This is a genomic window from Moritella viscosa, assembly GCF_900120065.1.
GTDB lineage: Bacteria > Pseudomonadota > Gammaproteobacteria > Enterobacterales > Moritellaceae > Moritella > Moritella viscosa.
The window spans coordinates 1-16898 of record NZ_FPLG01000107.1; the positions used below are offsets into that span (position 1 = coordinate 1).

The window sequence follows — 16898 nt, forward strand, 5'->3', positions numbered from 1 at the left end:
GCAGAGGTCATTACCGAAAAGCGTGATCATGTGACTGAACATAACTACATCACCTATGATGATGAAAGCTATCCGTTAGGGATGCCTGAGTACAATGTTTATAAAGCCAAAGAATGGCCACGTGAAGATTTAGACAATGCAGAATCATATGACCAACCACGTCTACAGTTCTTTTGGGATAACGGTAATTCACGAAAAATGAAAAGCGATGCCTATGAAAAAAGGCAAAAAATTTGGAGCATGAAGATGGACGGCACCGATTTACGCTTGGTCACTGATGATTTTGATGGCCGCACGCGCGGTACATTACGCCGTTCACCGAACAATCGTTATTTAGCTTATGCATATGCGAATGATGGTCTGCATAAAGTCCTGTTTGATTTAAAAACCCAAGAGTCAATTATACTCGGTTCAAGTTCGACACTGCCTATTTTAGTCTGGGCTGAAGACAGCAGTTATTTGTATTATTCCAACGGCCGTGAATATATTAAATATACCCTTGCAACGAAAAAGAAAGAGGCTGTTGATATTCGATTGACACCACAAACGGTGATTTATGGCGGGAAAAGAATTGTTGTATCGGATGCCGGAGTCGCTGTGTACAGAGAGTCGGATAATAAACGACTCTATGACATTCTCACTGAAGAGGACGATACAAAAACTGTAGAAGAGCGAATTTACAGAGAGCGTGCTATCAGTGCCAACGGTAAATACGCTTGGGCTAAAAACCGTTATCATAAAGTGTTTATTGATGTTGAGAATAAGACTTGGTTTGCGGTTGATAATAAAGGCGTGGATAAATGGAAAATACACACCATGGATAATATCAGTGTAAATGGAGATGAATATCAAATGGGCGCAGCCTGGGTTACTCTTTATGCTATGGATAAAGGGGGCAATAAGCTGTCATACAAACGATGGACTCCGATAGGTACAGGTCGTAGTGCTCGATTATCTAATGTTTACAATGCATTCGCCAATAATGGTCGTTTTTTTACTAAGGAGGGTAAATAATGGCAACATGTGGATCAGCAATGAAGGATTTAGGCCAGCCTGTTTATTTGTTTGGGGCAATGTTTAACTCTGAATTAATACAAGGTGAAAAAACTTACTTTTCACTAAATGAAGATAAAGATCATAGTAAAAATACAGCCCTGAAAAATGTCCGGCCATTGCCTTTTATTCCGGTTGCTGTAAACATCGCAAGCAAGGCTGATAGCGATGAAAAACCCATGTTATGGGGAACCAATGCCAAAGGGCGTTTGTATAGTTTGGGCGTGGGCACATCTTGTCATCAAGATGCTAATAGCCATGACATATTACGTCAAGCTGCGCCTTTACATAGCATATCGGGCGACTATAAACTCACATTCCCGCCGTTATCAATGCTTGTCGAGCTTGCATCATCAACTGCAAGTATCGGTAATATATGCGGTAAATTAAAAACCATGGCAAACAAAATTACGGATGATGATGGTGGTGTTTATAATTCTATGACGCAGAATATCGCCTTTGCTACATCGACACTGGATTTGTCGCAACTAGCCCCGGCTTACAGAGCTAAACCTGGTGAGTTATTAACTGAAGCAAAGCAGAACTATAATGATTGGCTCAATAATGTAAATGATATTGGTGAGCCATTAACTGGTTTTTTGGTACCGACATTTAATTTTTGTGGCGTGGTGTTCTCAACACCCGAATATGATGGTGTTGAAGTTACTCTGTTGCAATTTGATGCCGACGCTGAAAATACTGAAATAGAAATCGCCAAGAGTGTTGCAACATTATCAGATAATACAGATAACAAACGACCTTGCGCGCTATTACAAGTTGACCCCGAAACATTTGTCGATGGTATGTATACATTGCGCATTGAATTTAATCGTAATCAACTTAAGGATATGCCTGATTTTTTAGATGACGTGGCGAACGTTAAGAAAGAGTTTGATGACGAAGGGGGCCTATTTTCTGTCACCTATGAACTTCGAGAATACATCTCTTTAAGTCAAGTCGGCGCATTTGGAAAGTTAGCTGTTGTATGCGGTGACATGATCTCCCTTGAAGAATCCCTGATGAATCAGTTTCCTGAATATATGACTGGATTACAGCAGTACAAACAAGGCAACATCGACAAACTCGAAGCCGCGGGTAGTACTGCCGAGATGAGTGGTGCGATTTGGGAAATAGCAAAAAAATCAGGGCTTAATATTGCTGATACTGGGCTTAATATCGCGTTAGATCCTGATTCAAAAATGGATGCAATGGGAGCCCTCGCAAATACGCTATGGTCGCAAGTCGATAAAAAAACCTTACCCGATGCCATGGTATCAGGTCTTGAATTTATGTTTGGCATATCATCGACCAAAGCGGCATTTGATGAACTGCAAAAGATTCGAACCGCAAACACGCTAGATAAAGCAAGAATGCTTGGTGTCGGTGCATTGTTACGTAGTTATGTATTTGACCCTAAAGTATTTTTCGATAATGTGGGGAACCCTATACGCAATGGTGAATATGGCGTATTAGCAAGTCGAGTGCCTAAAAGTTGGTTCCTTAATGGCGTAACAGGCTGGCGTCCAGCGTTGTCATCACTTGGTTTTACAGGGCTTAACGCGGTGAGTTCATTTTATGCCATGGCTGATTTAGCGGATAAAAACAAACAGCTCGAACTAGCTGAAAAGCTCACCAAAAAGCGTAAAGCAGAATTAAATGATGTCGCGCACAATTATCTCAAACTTATCCCACTTTGGAATACGCAGCGCAAGTCTGGTGAAGATATATTACAAAAGCTGTTTGATAAAGTCAGTGGCGAGTTAATATCGACTAACAAAGCAACCGCCGAGCAAGTGGATATGAAAGACAGCGCGTCATTATTTCAAGATGGACGTGGTGCAGGGCTTAAGCTGTTATTTCACTTTGATGCGCGTGATAGTGGTGATCGTAAATCTGTTGATTTTTTAGACGGGCTTGCGGAAATCATGAATGAAAATGTCAATATTTCGGTTGAAATTGAGGGACACGCTGATCAAAACGGTACCAGTGATTACAACTTAATCCTGTCGAATAAGCGTGCTAATTTTGTTGCCAATAAACTCAAAGGTATCACTCAATTTGATAAGCGAGTGCATGTTGCGGCTTATGGCGAGAGTAAAGTCATCGCGCAAGCCTGTGGTGATGACATTAATCGTGATAATCCAGCATTAAAGATTAATCGCCGTGTCGAAGTGCGTATTTATGTATCAGAGTTAGCATTACGTTTACCGCCAAGTCGCAGTGGGTTTAGAGCTATGGAGCTAACGAGGCTAGGGGAGATTAGCGCGAGTAACAACGAAGAGGCGTTAGAGAGAGAGTTGGCGCTTGCTTTGTTTGAAAGTGCCATTGGTGTTGCTAGTTTTATTCCGGGCCTTGCTGTTGCTGCAAGAGGAATGCTGCTGGTAAAAGAAAGTACTGGTTTGATTAAATCCGCGAGTCAGGTGTTAGACGCGACATTATTGGATTATTATTTTAAACAATCAGCCGATAGAACATCTAAAATAAGCGGCTTAGAAAAATTGGCTAAACAAAGTAACACTATGTTGCGAGAACTTGCTGCAATTAATGAACAACTTGGTGAGAACAACTTCACCTCGATTGAAGCCTTAAGTAAGCACCTAAACAGTCCCAATACAGCAAAAGAACTGATTAAGCGTTACAAAATGCGCGCGCTGGCATTAAATGGTTTATTCACCTTAATTGCTCAATGTGCAACCGGTGAAAAAGGCAGTTTTAATGATAGTCTTGTTGCTTATGATTTAAATGGCTATATAAAAACTTATATCGAAGATGATACATGGGTATTAGACAGTTATGATTTTGATAGTTTAGCTTCAGTCTGGCTTCACCAATCCGCGCATGATAGAAATAGAAAAAGGCGATACGAAGAGGAGATTAAGCTATACGGTAAGGAACAAGCTGAACTTACAATGGCCAAATTGGATGGGCATAATACACGTTTTTGGACGTTGTTTAATGGTGGTCGCCCAAAAACGATGACGCGAGGGGCGTTTAATAATGCCTTTCCAGTACAAGATAAGCTGTTTGTTCGCGATGATCAGAATGGCTTACTTGATTTAGTCCGAGATATGACCCCATTCGAGCGTAAGGTTGAAATCGACGAAATTGGTTTCGTACGCTTGCTGGTTGCAGATCCAAAGTCGTTAACCACGTGGGTTACTTATGAAAAATGGCAACATCACCAACGTAAAAGTGGTGGTGCTACCACGTTATCGCCATTGCACCGGCTAAAATGGCAAATCGTTTTATGGCATACCGATGACGACGATATGAATAAGCGTATATTCCAATCTAATATCAGTTACCGTCGAGAAATATGGTTCGGTGACGTTTCTGGGCCTAAATTTACGACGTTATTCCATCCAATGGCGCTTTCCGAATTTTCGATGGATTGTGATAAATCCCTGGCGACATTTTTCGATCTTGAGCGAAATAAAACTAAAAGTGATGAAGAACAACGTTTGGTCGCGACAGAGTTTGAACCATTTTATTACTGGGGGGAAGACATGATTAAGGGGGTTAAACCTTTAGTTGGAGAATCTGAACTGAATAATTATTGGCAGGCTGCAAACCAAAAGTGGCTTGATGATACGATAAAAAAATTATTTTCGGATAAAGAGAAACTGCTCACTCAATATAATGCTAGCGGTGGTTTTAAAGACATGGATTATGTGTTTACACTCAGTGGAAAACATTATGATATCGATTTGTCAGCACATGCCGTGCAAAATGACAATCCGTTTTGGTCTGTAGCGGCATCGTCAACATTAAGCGTTGGACTACATACCGAGTGCCAGCACAAATTGACCTTACCTAGTGGCTTTGGTAATGAACCTCGTACCTTGAATGAACGTGATTTACTTGTGCCTGAGTTTGTTTTGGCAAACGAAGTAAAAAAAGGCGCAGTAGAAATGATAATTGAAAAACCGGATGCCACCTATGTTCAGGTTTCAAGTCATCATAAATCGCAGTTTCTGCCACGATTTAACGGACTAGTAGATAATATTCCAAAGCTAACAAACTTTAATTGGTCAATGGCGTCGCCATTTACAGTCTCGGTATTGTTTGTGAGTGAAAAGCATAACAAATCTTATTATGAGGGCTTAGGGCTTGACTGGAAACGTGTGTCTACTTCGCTACAGTTAGGTATGCAGGGCGAGAACAACGGTTTTGATGTTGCTTTTAGTAGCGCAAGTGCGATTAAAGGACCTAGCTATCAAGCTCCTATGAATTATCTTGGCAGTCTTAAAAAAGAAAAAGAATGGGTTCTTGCTACTGATAACGGTAGTACCAAGCTGACTCAATTTGAGACGGATTCTATCGCTAAAATTAATGATGACAATAACCTGTCAGATAAAAAAGAATATGTGGTATATAGCGTTGAATTTAATCTGAATTATATCTCTTTAGCAGGGAATCCTATAAAAGGATTAAGACCGTTTGGCGACATATTGCATAAGAAAGACAGCCTATTTAAGAGTGACCCGAATAATAGCTTCAGATTTGGTATATTGAGATTTTTGTCGATAAAGCAAGTAAATACAGCAACGACTGGTTCATTACTTGATGAGTATACAATTCAACTACCTAACAAGGGTTCATTACAATCATCGCCATTTTCAGCAGAAGGTAAAATCGGTGTTAAGAATGTTAATAAAGACTTAGCAACAAAATGGAAAGGGTTAACGGAAAAAGAACAGAATGCTGCACTCACCGAGTGGATCACACAACCTAAGCATGCAAGTTTGCTTGAACCTTTACCTATGGCGATGAAAACCATGGCATCAGCTGAACTGTAGCGGTATTGCAGAATAGCTGATACACACCAGCGTAGCGTGCCTAACACGCTGCGCTGATGCCATATTTCTTCATCTTGTGACTAAGCGTGCTTACAGGTAAGCCCAGTTCGTCAGCGACACGCTTGGTTTGCCAATTGTAAGAGTTGAGATATTTGAGTAACACCTCACGTTCATAATTACCCACTACTTCTTTTAATGATGTCGATGCATCGACGGCAACGTGCTCAAATTCCGCATGAACAATATTGTCTGAATCGAATGATTGTGGTGCTATTTCATCATTAATTTCGATATGATCAATAATATCGAAGTCAGAAAGCAATACCGCTCGTTCAACAATATTACGTAACTCACGAACATTACCTGGATATGCGTATTGGGTAAGTTGCTTACGTACACGTGGACTCATTACTGGTGAATGCGCAAGTGTCAGCTGCTTGCTCATTAAGGTGATGAAGTGCTCTGCTAGAGGTAAAATGTCTTTGGTGCGCTCGCGTAACGGTGGTAGCGTAACGGGGAATACATTTAAGCGATAAAACAGATCTGCTCGGAATCTATTCTGTTTTATTTGTTCCATTAAATTACAGTGTGTTGCTGCAATGACCCTGACATCGATGTGAACTTCTTTGGTACTACCGATCGGGCGTAAGGTTCGTTCTTGTAAAATACGTAATAGTTTAGCTTGTAACAATAATGGCATATCACCAATTTCATCTAAGAAAAGAGTGCCGCCATTAGCCGCTTCAAATAACCCTATTTTATCTTTATCTGCCCCAGTAAATGCGCCTTTTTTGTGACCGAATAATTCTGACTCTAACAATTGCTCTGGAATCGCAGCACAGTTTTGTATAATAAACGGTTGCGAAGCACGGGTTGAATTTTCGTGGATATATTTAGCGACTACTTCTTTACCTGTGCCTGTTTCTCCACGTAGCAAAACATCGACCGGAAGGCTAAGGATACGCTGTAAGCGAGACAGTGCCTGCTGCATTTCATCACTTTCAGCAATAGGGCCCGAGTGGTCATTGGTTTTACGTTGTTTAAGCTGCTTGTTTTCTTTCAGTAGCGCTTTGTTATCTTCAGACAAGAGGTTGATTGTTGCATTGTATTGTTCTAACAGTACTGCTTGATGAATACTTGCACCTGCTAATTGAGTGAACGAGGTTAAACTTTGTTCGTCATCAATCGCTTGCATATCCAGTAACACAAGTAAGCCAACAGTTTGCTTCTGGCTATTAATTAAAGGCCAAGCCAATAGGTTTTGACTTTGCTGCCTTGTTATAAGCTCAACTTCATAAATATGGCTACAATTGTATCCATTATATTGGTATAGCTCATTAACCAAGACAACTTCACCTGTTTGTAATGCATAGCTAAAAGGATCATTGTCTTGCAAGGCATTTAAGGTCAGTGGTTGCCAAGCATGCTCGGTTTGAGTCTTGCCTTCGTTGTGTACGGCTGTTGGAATTAATGATTTTTTGGTTTGATCTAAAACATAGATAATGCCATGTTTTGCCATCGTTAACTGACGTGCGGCAACCAAAATAGCGTCGAGTGTCGACGCTAATTGGCTGCGATCAGCCAAAGACTGGCTGATCGCAAAGAGAGCATTATTCAGTTCCTTCGTATTAGCTGAAGGCATACTGGATGATTCCTTGTTCATCGACATTCACTGTCACTTTAGAATCATTTTCATTTTTACCGTGAGCGAGTAATTGATTTGATAGTTGTGGTAGCAATTGCCTATTTATCACAGCATCAATATTACGCGCCCCTGTTTCAGCTAAACGGCAGTTGCCCAATACAAACTCAACAAGATCATCATCATAATCCAAGGCCAGTTTATGATGACTTTCTAAACGTTTAGAGACCGTCTTTAATTTGTGATTAATGATATCTGTCATCGCTTCATCTGTTAATGGCAGATAAGGCAACACATTCATACGCGCTAATAGTGCAGGTTTAAAATGATTATTTAATGTTGGTCGAATTGCTTCGGCAATGGTCCCTACTTGAATATCAGCAGATTGTTGAACCAACGAGACAATTTCGTGGGTAGCGAGATTACTTGTCATTAAAATAAGGGTGTTCTTGAAGTCAATAGTACGACCTTCACCGTCATTTAACGTGCCTTTATCAAATACTTGATAGAATAAGTTAAGCACTTCAGGGTCTGCTTTTTCAACTTCATCAAGTAGCACGACAGAGTAGGGACGTTGACGAACCGCTTCGGTTAGCATGCCTCCTTCACCGTAACCAACGTAACCAGGAGGTGAACCAATTAAGCGTGAAACGGTGTGCTTCTCTTGGAATTCAGACATGTTAATTGTTGTCATGAAGCGTTCACCACCAAACATCTGATCCGCGATTGCTCTGGCTGTTTCTGTTTTACCAACACCACTTGGACCGACAAGTAAGAATACACCTGTTGGCGCATCTGGATTCACAAGCCCCGCTTTCGCTGTTTGAATACCTTCTGCAAGTGCTGAAATAGCATGCGCTTGCCCTTTGATCGTTTCGGTTAATACTGATTTTAAATTTAACGTCGTTGCCGATTCATCTTGCAACATCTTACCCATTGGAATACCTGTCCAATCGGATATAACAAGACTAATTTCATCAGGGCCTACTTCGAAATGGACGAGTGGCTGTTTACCACGGCATTGATCAAGTTGTTCCTGTAACGCTTGGATAGCAATACGAACCTCTTGTTCGTTCATTTCGATGCTATCAGTAGATTGTTCTAGGCTTAGTGATGCTTCACTCGTATTTTCTGTGTCTGTATTCTTGCTATCTATCGCTGGCGTCGTTAGTACATGCAAACGTTCGCGTAGTGCTAACATTTCAATAATTAACGTTTTTTCTTTTTGCCATTGCAGATCGAGGATTTCAAGTTCAGTTTGTGAATCTGTAATCAATTGTTCTAATGCAGGAATTGTAGCGAGACGATGTTTGTCGCCTGTTTGTTGTAACTTATCACGTTTTAAGGCGGATAACTCGCGCTCAGCAGCAGCAATTTTTTGCTGTAACGTTTCAATTGGTGCGGGAGTCGAATTAAGGCTGATGTTAACACGAGCACAAGCGGTATCTATAATATCAATGGCTTTATCGGGTAGCTGTCTACCTGTTATATAGCGATCTGATAAGGTTGCTGCAGCCATGATGGCATCGTCTCTTACATATACATTATGTGATTTTTCATAAATCGGACGTAAGCCACGGATGATGAGTGCAGCCTCTTCTGGTGATGGTTCTTCAAGTTTTACAAGTTGAAAACGACGTGCAAGTGCTGGATCTTTCTCGAAGTATTTTTTGTATTCTGACCAAGTCGTTGCTGCAATTGTTTTTACTTCACCACGAGCAAGGGCAGGTTTTAATAAGTTAGCTGCATCGCTGCCACCTGCTTGATTACCACCACCAACGAGGGTATGGGCTTCATCAATAAACAAAATAATAGGGGTAGGAGAGCTCTTCACTTCATCTAATACAGCATTCAAACGTTTTTCAAACTCACCTTTAACGCTTGCGCCGGCTTGTAACAGACCCATATCAAGGCCATATAACTCTACGCCTTTAAGAATATCGGGTACATCACCTTGCACGATTTTTAGGGCTAAGCCTTCAACAACAGCAGTCTTACCAACACCTGGCTCACCAACTGCTATCGGATTGTTTTTTCGGCGACGAGCCAAAATATCAATGATTTGGCGAATTTCTTGATCGCGACAAAATACCGGGTCAATTTCACCTTTACGTGCTTTACCGGTAAAGTCAGTCGTAAACTTACTTAAGGCAGAACCTTCTTCTCTTGCTGACTCTTGCTCTGTTCTTTCGCGCTGGGATTCTATTGAATTGGTTGTTAACGCAGTAAAATTACGCTTGATATCTTCAGTATTAATCGATTCGAATAATGAAGCATAACCATGCTGACCGTAGCGCAGTGGGTTACTGACCAGTGTTAGTAATAATCCACCTGTTCGGATTTGTGTCTGTGACAAATCCAGTGAAGATACTAACCATGTCTCTTGTAACCATTCAATTAACAGAGCTGAGAACACAGGCTTACCGCCGTATCCTTTGCTTGAATTGTCTAATGAGGATTTAATTGATTGACGCAATAAATGTTCAGAACAATCGTATTGATTAAGTAATAGATCAAAATCACTATTTGGTCTTTCTAATAGGCTTAATAAATAATGTTCGATCTGAATTTCGGCTGATTGCTCAGAAACCGCCAACGCCGCAGCATCTTCCAATGCTGTTTTTGCGATAGGGTGTAAACGCTGTATTAATGAAGATAGATTTATATTTATCATGTGTTAATAGCTTAGTCTAGTTGTTTGATTTGATAGCTATTATACGTAAAAAATAAAATCACGTTTTAAGGGGAGGGGTTTTTGGCTCGTTTACTAGTTAGAATGCAGGCCTATTAATTCAATCTGAATGTAGAATGTGAGATTGTTTAGTTAAAATGATGTTTTATCACTCATAATGCCCATTGTGCTATTCGTAAAGCATTATTTTAAAACATATTTTATAGTTAAGTGAACAATTACAATTTATTGTTCATATTCACAATAAATTGTTGTGATTGAGAGGGTATTAAAATTGAAACATATATTCAATCTATCGTAAGGTTCTGTTTAATATGGTGTTTAATTTTATTTTTATAGTTGGCATAGCCTTTGCTATATCTAGTCTATATCGCAGTGATTAGCGATTTGGTTACGATAACTTAACCCTCTTTTATTAAATTTAACAAGGAAATACGAATGCCAACTCCAGCTTATATGTCTATCAACGGTGAAACTCAAGGTCATATTACTAAAGATGCATACTCTGCAGATTCTGTCGGTAACACATGGCAAGAAGCACATGTTGACGAATTCTTAGTTCAAGAACTTGATCACGTGTTAACAGTGCCAAGAGATCCACAAAGTGGTCAACCAACAGGTCAACGTGTTCACCGCCCAATTATTGTAACTAAACAACAAGACCGTTGCTCTCCACTGCTTTTCAATTCACTCGTAAGTGGCGAAAAACTACCTGAGTGTTATATCAACTTCTACCGTACGTCTATCCAAGGTAAGCAAGAGCATTACTATACAATTAAATTGATTGATGCGCTGATTGTTGATATTGAAACTCGTATGGCACATTGTCAAGATGATGCAACATCAACACGTGTTGTTGAAGAAGTATTACAATTAACTTACCGTGCAATTGAAGTAACACATGAAGTATGTGGTACTGCTGGTAATGATGATTGGCGTGCACCTCGCGAAGCTTAATTTTAGTTTTGCTGGTAGATGGGGACATTATTGCCCCATCTATACCTCGATTTATTCCCTCTTAATTAATCTACTTATTTCTAGAAGTTTTATTTGCATCAGGTGAAAGATATGGTTCGATTTGAATTTAAAGTAAATGACTGCGATCTTGAATTTAAAGTTGAAAGCTTTAACGTTATAGAAGAAACATCAAAACCGTTTCATATTCATCTATCATTACTTTCAACTGATGCTGATATTTCATTTGATACTTTGATACGGCAGCCTGCATTATTGAGTCTATATGGACAAGGTGAAGATGTATCAAAACAATTTCATGGCGTGGTCAGTGAAGTTCGCTATCTTGGAACAGGCAAAAGTGTTAGTCGGTATCAAGTAATTTTAGTGCCACAGTTTTGGTTTTTATCGCAACGTCAAGATTGCCGTATATTCCAAGAAATGGCAGTTCCAGATATTATTGATGAAGTGCTTAGCAAAGCGAGTATTAGTGATTATCGATTAGAACTTTCGTCTGTTTATTTATCTCAAGATTATATTTTACAATATCGAGAGTCAGACAGTGTGTTCTTACAGCGGTTAATGGCTGAGTATGGGATTTGGTATTATTTTGAGCACACCGAAGAGATGCATACTATGGTCATTGTTGATAGTAACGATGCCATTATAGAGTTAGTTTCTGATCATAACAATAGTTCTTACGAAGGGGCTATACCATTTAAATCTGATAGTGGTGGTACTGCTGATCGTGAGCATATTCTTAATTTAGAAAGTATTAATAGAGTTAAAACTGGCGCGGTTGTTCAACGTGATTACAATTATATTTACCCTAAAATCCCATTAGAGATGGAGAGCGCAGCTGCGCTAAATGATGATCTAATTAGTTTTGACTATCCTGGCCGTTATAATAACCCTGTCACAGGTCAGAAAAAAGTCACGGAGCATGTTGCCGAGTACGTTGTTGATAGTGAGCAGATAGAGTGCACAAGTAATGTTATGCGCTTAGCGTCTGGGTATAGTATCAACATAGATAATCACCCTAGAACAGCATTAAATCGAGATTTTACAATCTTAAGGGTTAGTCATAATGGCTACAACCCTCAGGCACATGAAAAAGAAAGTAGTGGTCTTCCGACTACTTACGATAACAGTTTTGTTTGTATTCCTCGTGATGTTATATATCAAGCACCAAAAATGCCATCACCTGTTGTTGATGGCCCACAAACGGCTGTTGTTGTTGGCCCTGCAAATGAAGAAATATATACCGATAAACTTGGCCGAATAAAGGTTCAGTTTCACTGGGATCGTTATGGCGAAAACGATGAAAATGCAGGTTGCTGGATCCGACTTGGACAAACTATGGCTGGCGCTAATTGGGGGGCTGTTTGTGTACCTCGCATAGGTCATGAAGTGATCGTTACGTTTCTTGATGGTGATCCTGATCGTCCTCTCGTAACGGGCGCTGTTTATAACAGTTTGAACTTACCTCCTTACTCGTTGCCAGAGCATAAAACAAAGACAACATTTAGAACCCAGACCCACAAAGGCATGGGATTCAATGAATTAAGCTTTGAAGATGAAGCTAACCAAGAAGAAGTTTATATCAGAGCTCAGAAAGATATGTCTACATTGGTTCAAAATAACCGTTTTAGAGATATTATAAATGATGAGTTTCTAAAAGTTGGGCGGCATCAAACTAACGAAATTAAAGGTGATCATAATGAAACCATTGATGGGTATAAAACTACAACCGTAAATAGCACCTTTACCGAAACCGTCGAACAAGATGTTACAGTGAAATATAATGCAAATGAAACACAGTCAGTTTCAAAGAATGTTGCTATTGATATCGGTGAAAATAGAACAACTAAAATTATTAAAAATGATGATGTAGACATAGGTTCAAACTATAACTTAACTGTTGGTGCGTCTCGTGCTGTGGATATTTCGGCTGATGATTTACAAACAGTTGGTGGTAATTTAACGGTATCTGTTACAGGGAATAATTCTTATAAAGCAGATGGTGCAACGCAAATTGTTAGTGCAGATAAAATTGTATTTAAAACAGGCGGTTCTCAGTTGGTCATGAATAGTGATGGCTCTATTAAAATATCTGGTTCTTCGATTATGATAGAAGGCAGCGATAAAGTTGTTATCAAAGGCGGAAAAGTGGCGGTTAATTAATGGAAAATAAACAAGTTGATTCATTTGATGTGCTGTCTAGCGAGTATGCCGAGGCACAACCAAGTGCTACTTTAGCCCGTTTTGGTCATCTGCTAGCAATACAAGAGTCGATGGACACAGTGCGTGTTGATTTTGATGGTAATCCGTATTCTCAAGGGTTAACTGCAAAATTAGGACGTTTGTTCACCTCGCAAGAGCTTAATTTGGCGATAGATAATAAATTGTCATGCAGAATCGAATTTGTTGGTGGCGATATTAATTTACCTATCGTTACCGATATTTTCTTTTCGTTAGTGGAGGGGCATGGGCAGTTAAAGCTAAAAGCGAGTTCTATTATTATTGAAGCTGAACAAGAGTTAACATTAAAAAGTGGTTGTACTTCGAGTACATACAGTGGCCGGGATGGAAGGTTGACTAGTTCTGCAAAATATATCACGACACAAGCAGAAAAAGCTCAACAAATTCGAGGTTCAACAATATCAATCAACTAGATAATTTATAATGAATGAATTACAGCAAATTATTAATAACGAAAAAAACCAGCTAGCGTTAAGCGATGAATATTTAGATTCATTGCGCTTAGAGCTTAACAATGCAGTAGTGCTGGTCACGAGTGCGGACACTTCACAATCCCGTTTTTGTATCGACAAGTCGACACTTGCTGCAGAAACGGCTTCTTTCTATCTTAAACAACGCCAACGTGTATTCAATTCTGGCTTTCCTTCGTCTCAATTACCTTATTTAACATTAGTGACTCAAAAACTCACACAATTAAATAATGTATTTATCGAATTGTATAAAATCAATTCGGGTTATATTTATTTTCTTAAGGATACCTATCCAGATGTTGCTATATGGACGTTACTGTCTATTGGTGTGGAGAGAATAGATAAAAGAGCCTGTTTATTCGCCATCACTATGTCAGATGCCTTAGGTGAGAAATCATGGAAACGAATTGCGAGCTTGTCGGATAGTGAAGAGTTAGCTGCAGCATCGCGAACGTTGATACAATCAAGCTCTGTGTATGCCTCATTGCTGTTTGAGACATTACAGTCACTAGGGGCATTATCATCTAAGTTTGCGATGACATTGTTAAACTCGGATTGCACTATTAATAAAGAGATCGTGCATCGATATTTAGTTACTCAAAATTTACCTTCGAGTTGTGCTTGGCTTATTGAACAGCCTGTAACCCCTGTGAATATATTTGAACACTTATTATCCCGAGTGGATAGAAGTGCATGGTTTAGAATGACATATGATTCTAAGCAAGTTGAAATTACAGATGAGATGATGATATTTGGGTTTATCTTAGATATTCCTGAATATGTTGATATTCCTATCGATTTTGGTTTTTCGCTAGCGCCGATAATGTTTGCTTTAAAAGGTGATAGTAGTGCTGTGAATGACATTATCACTATGCTAAGCACAATAGATGAAGATACTGCGGAGCCTTGGATTGTAGCGCTGTATATTGTCTTTGGTGAACAATTACCTGTTTTACCAAGTCAGATCGGGAGCGATATTGATTACTCACTCGCTATTACCCAAATTCAAACTTGGTGGGAAAATAAAGGTAATGTTTTATTTTCTTCATGGCGATATGGAGAACCGCAAAGTTTTGATAATAGCTTAGAGTTATTAGCAAGTGTTGAAGTTACTGCTGATTTTCGGCTGTGGATATGGAAAGAACTGTGCATTACTTGCAGAGGATACTTTCCTTGGAACTCATTGGTTAATGCTGAGCATCAATATACTGTTTTAAGTAAAATGAAAGGCAATAGTATTGCTAGAGAGCGGTATAACTTGAGGGCTCAACATGCAATTATGGGATATTAAAAGTGAATTACCTTATTCCGTTGGAGGACGTTTTCAGCGTGATCATAATGGTTTAGAGGTTTGGGTTGCGACATTAAAAAAACGCTGGATTTTGGATGGTGGTATATGGGTCGAAGATTCTGAATGTGTGGAAATTTTAGATAACCCACTCTACCTGAATGAACCAGGGCTATCACCTGTTATATCTGATCATGACTTTGCTATTTATAAAAAAAATACCGATGTTGTCATACACGGTAAAGCTAAAACTTTTAAGAAAGAACCTTGCGTAGAACTGATTTGTCGCTTATTTGTTGATAAGCATATAGACAAACAAATCAAAGTTGTTGGGCATCGCGAATGGGTCGTTCAATCAGGCAGTATCATTCCTTCTATGCCGTTAAGATTTATAACTAGTGAGATTGATTATACTTGTGCTCTTGGTGGTCATGATGAGCGTAACCGTCTTGGATGTGGGGTCGGGGAAAATATGGCGGACTTACAGACTCAAAATGTACCGTCAATGTTTAACGTTGATGAAGATTGGAGCTTGAATTCAAAGAAAATAGGTGTGGTTGGATTTGGAGCGTTACCTACGTTTTTTCAGCAACGTTATTGTTTAGCTGGTTCATTTGATGATGCTTGGATTAACTCTCGGCGACCTCTTCTTCCTATTGATTTTGATACTGCATTTTATCAAACCTCACCAGTCGATCAGCAATGTTCAGGTTTTTTAATGGGAGGTGAACGAATTAGCCTTTCAGGTTTTTCTCATGAGGGGGTGATGACATTTATATTACCAAAACAGTGTTATGAAGCAAAAGTAAGATATTCTGATGATATTGTTAATACAGAGATAATGGATTTGCATACTTTATTTTTTGACACTGAAAAAGGCACTGTAAGCGCTACATTTACAGCTTCCTTTCCATGTCAAGGGCGTGAACATATGCTCATTTCAACCCTAATAAATAAGCGATAGGTAGTGTATGATTAATAGGCAAAATGTTTTTATTCTTCATTCTGATGCGGTTTTACCTACCGGTATGAACTTACAATTAGCGACTGTATTAGCTAAGGCTGATCTTGGACGTTTTGATGCTAAAAAAGATGAAAGTGATGGGTTAAATAAAACAATCGGGCACATGGATTTTATCCAGGGAAAAGAGGAAAGTGCGCGTATATTTGAAGTCTTGGATATATTGTTAAATAACTTACTTAATAAATTACATCGTTCATTGCAACCGCTACCATTGTTACTGTCACTACCAAACAATATATCAAAAAATATGTTCGATATCTGGTTAGCAAAGAGCCATCATTTCAAATTAATCTCCAAGGTTAGTTTATATCATGAAAATGGCTGCGTATTTATTGAAACTATGTTAAACGAAATGAAAAATTGTGATGCTCTTATATCTATTTCACTCGATAATCCTGTCGCAGATTTTAATCACTATGCAGAGAAGAAAGAACTGTTTTCATCAAGCTACCCATGGGGAATAATTCCTAGTGAGGGGGCTGCTGGTGTTGTTTTAATTAAAGCTAATTTATTAAATACATTAAAGTTAACTGCTGAATCTAAAATATTAGGTTATAGCGTTGACTATGACACAACAGATAGGCGGGGGTGTTTACGCTTTTTGGAAAAAAAAAACGAAAAAAAAAAAAAATTTGGGAAGATTTATATGTGATATGAAGAAATTTTAAGAGCAATCTTAAAATTTTGTCGTTGCGATTGGTGGCCGAGAGGAAT

10 protein-coding genes are annotated in these 16898 nt (G+C 39.1%); 8 read left to right on the forward strand and 2 right to left on the reverse strand.

Features of this window, described 5'->3' with window-relative positions:
• Together BT797_RS23875 and BT797_RS16995 are read left to right on the forward strand one after the other, a co-directional pair.
• Positions 1-1014: TolB family protein (locus tag BT797_RS23875; protein WP_075472913.1), on the forward strand; the 1014-nt coding region annotated here is incomplete at its 5' end.
• Positions 1014-5852 carry an OmpA family protein gene (locus tag BT797_RS16995; RefSeq protein ID WP_075472915.1) on the forward strand — a complete coding sequence of 1613 codons (4839 nt, stop codon included), beginning with the start codon at positions 1014-1016 and terminating at the stop codon, positions 5850-5852. The genes BT797_RS23875 and BT797_RS16995, both read left to right, overlap by 1 nt.
• 40 nt (positions 5853-5892) lie before the next feature.
• On the opposite strand, the gene BT797_RS17000 is transcribed toward BT797_RS16995, so the two are convergent.
• Entirely contained in the window at positions 5893-7494 is a 1602-nt protein-coding gene (locus BT797_RS17000; RefSeq protein WP_075472917.1) for a sigma-54-dependent Fis family transcriptional regulator, read from the reverse strand.
• Positions 7481-10168 (reverse strand): type VI secretion system ATPase TssH, encoded by a 2688-nt coding sequence (gene tssH, locus BT797_RS17005; protein WP_075472918.1) that lies wholly within the window; start codon positions 10166-10168, stop codon positions 7481-7483. The genes BT797_RS17000 and tssH overlap by 14 nt, the downstream gene beginning before the upstream one ends.
• A 456-nt stretch (positions 10169-10624) precedes the next feature.
• Here tssH and BT797_RS17010 point away from each other — a divergent pair, with 456 nt between their 5' ends.
• The 6 genes from BT797_RS17010 to BT797_RS17035 all read left to right on the forward strand — a co-directional run bounded on the left by BT797_RS17010 (position 10625) and on the right by BT797_RS17035 (position 16836).
• The gene (locus tag BT797_RS17010) at positions 10625-11143 is read left to right on the forward strand and encodes an Hcp family type VI secretion system effector (RefSeq protein WP_045110930.1); all 519 of its coding nucleotides are present in this window, start codon (positions 10625-10627) and stop codon (positions 11141-11143) included.
• A 111-nt stretch (positions 11144-11254) separates the two neighbouring features.
• Positions 11255-13324, forward strand: coding sequence for a type VI secretion system Vgr family protein (locus BT797_RS17015; RefSeq protein ID WP_045110929.1), 2070 nt, complete (start codon positions 11255-11257; stop codon positions 13322-13324).
• Positions 13324-13815: a hypothetical protein gene (locus BT797_RS17020; RefSeq protein WP_045110928.1), complete on the forward strand. Its 492-nt coding sequence runs from the start codon at positions 13324-13326 to the stop codon at positions 13813-13815. The genes BT797_RS17015 and BT797_RS17020 overlap by 1 nt, the downstream gene beginning before the upstream one ends.
• 10 nt (positions 13816-13825) lie before the next feature.
• Complete coding sequence (locus BT797_RS17025; RefSeq protein WP_075472920.1) at positions 13826-15163, forward strand: hypothetical protein; 1338 nt, start codon at positions 13826-13828, stop codon at positions 15161-15163.
• On the forward strand, positions 15144-16124 hold the full coding sequence (locus BT797_RS17030; RefSeq protein ID WP_075472922.1) for a DUF2169 family type VI secretion system accessory protein: 981 nt from the start codon (positions 15144-15146) through the stop codon (positions 16122-16124). The genes BT797_RS17025 and BT797_RS17030 overlap by 20 nt, the downstream gene beginning before the upstream one ends.
• Before the next feature lie 7 nt (positions 16125-16131).
• Entirely contained in the window at positions 16132-16836 is a 705-nt protein-coding gene (locus BT797_RS17035; protein ID WP_075472924.1) for a hypothetical protein, read from the forward strand.
• Positions 16837-16898 lie beyond the last annotated feature (62 nt).

Coding starts and splice junctions, on each gene's coding strand:
- BT797_RS16995 (WP_075472915.1), top strand. CDS start 1,014: ATGGCAACATGTGGATCAGCAATGAAGGATTTAGGCCAGCCTGTTTAT.
- BT797_RS17000 (WP_075472917.1), bottom strand. CDS start 7,494: ATGCCTTCAGCTAATACGAAGGAACTGAATAATGCTCTCTTTGCGATC.
- tssH (WP_075472918.1), bottom strand. CDS start 10,168: ATGATAAATATAAATCTATCTTCATTAATACAGCGTTTACACCCTATC.
- BT797_RS17010 (WP_045110930.1), top strand. CDS start 10,625: ATGCCAACTCCAGCTTATATGTCTATCAACGGTGAAACTCAAGGTCAT.
- BT797_RS17015 (WP_045110929.1), top strand. CDS start 11,255: ATGGTTCGATTTGAATTTAAAGTAAATGACTGCGATCTTGAATTTAAA.
- BT797_RS17020 (WP_045110928.1), top strand. CDS start 13,324: ATGGAAAATAAACAAGTTGATTCATTTGATGTGCTGTCTAGCGAGTAT.
- BT797_RS17025 (WP_075472920.1), top strand. CDS start 13,826: ATGAATGAATTACAGCAAATTATTAATAACGAAAAAAACCAGCTAGCG.
- BT797_RS17030 (WP_075472922.1), top strand. CDS start 15,144: ATGCAATTATGGGATATTAAAAGTGAATTACCTTATTCCGTTGGAGGA.
- BT797_RS17035 (WP_075472924.1), top strand. CDS start 16,132: ATGATTAATAGGCAAAATGTTTTTATTCTTCATTCTGATGCGGTTTTA.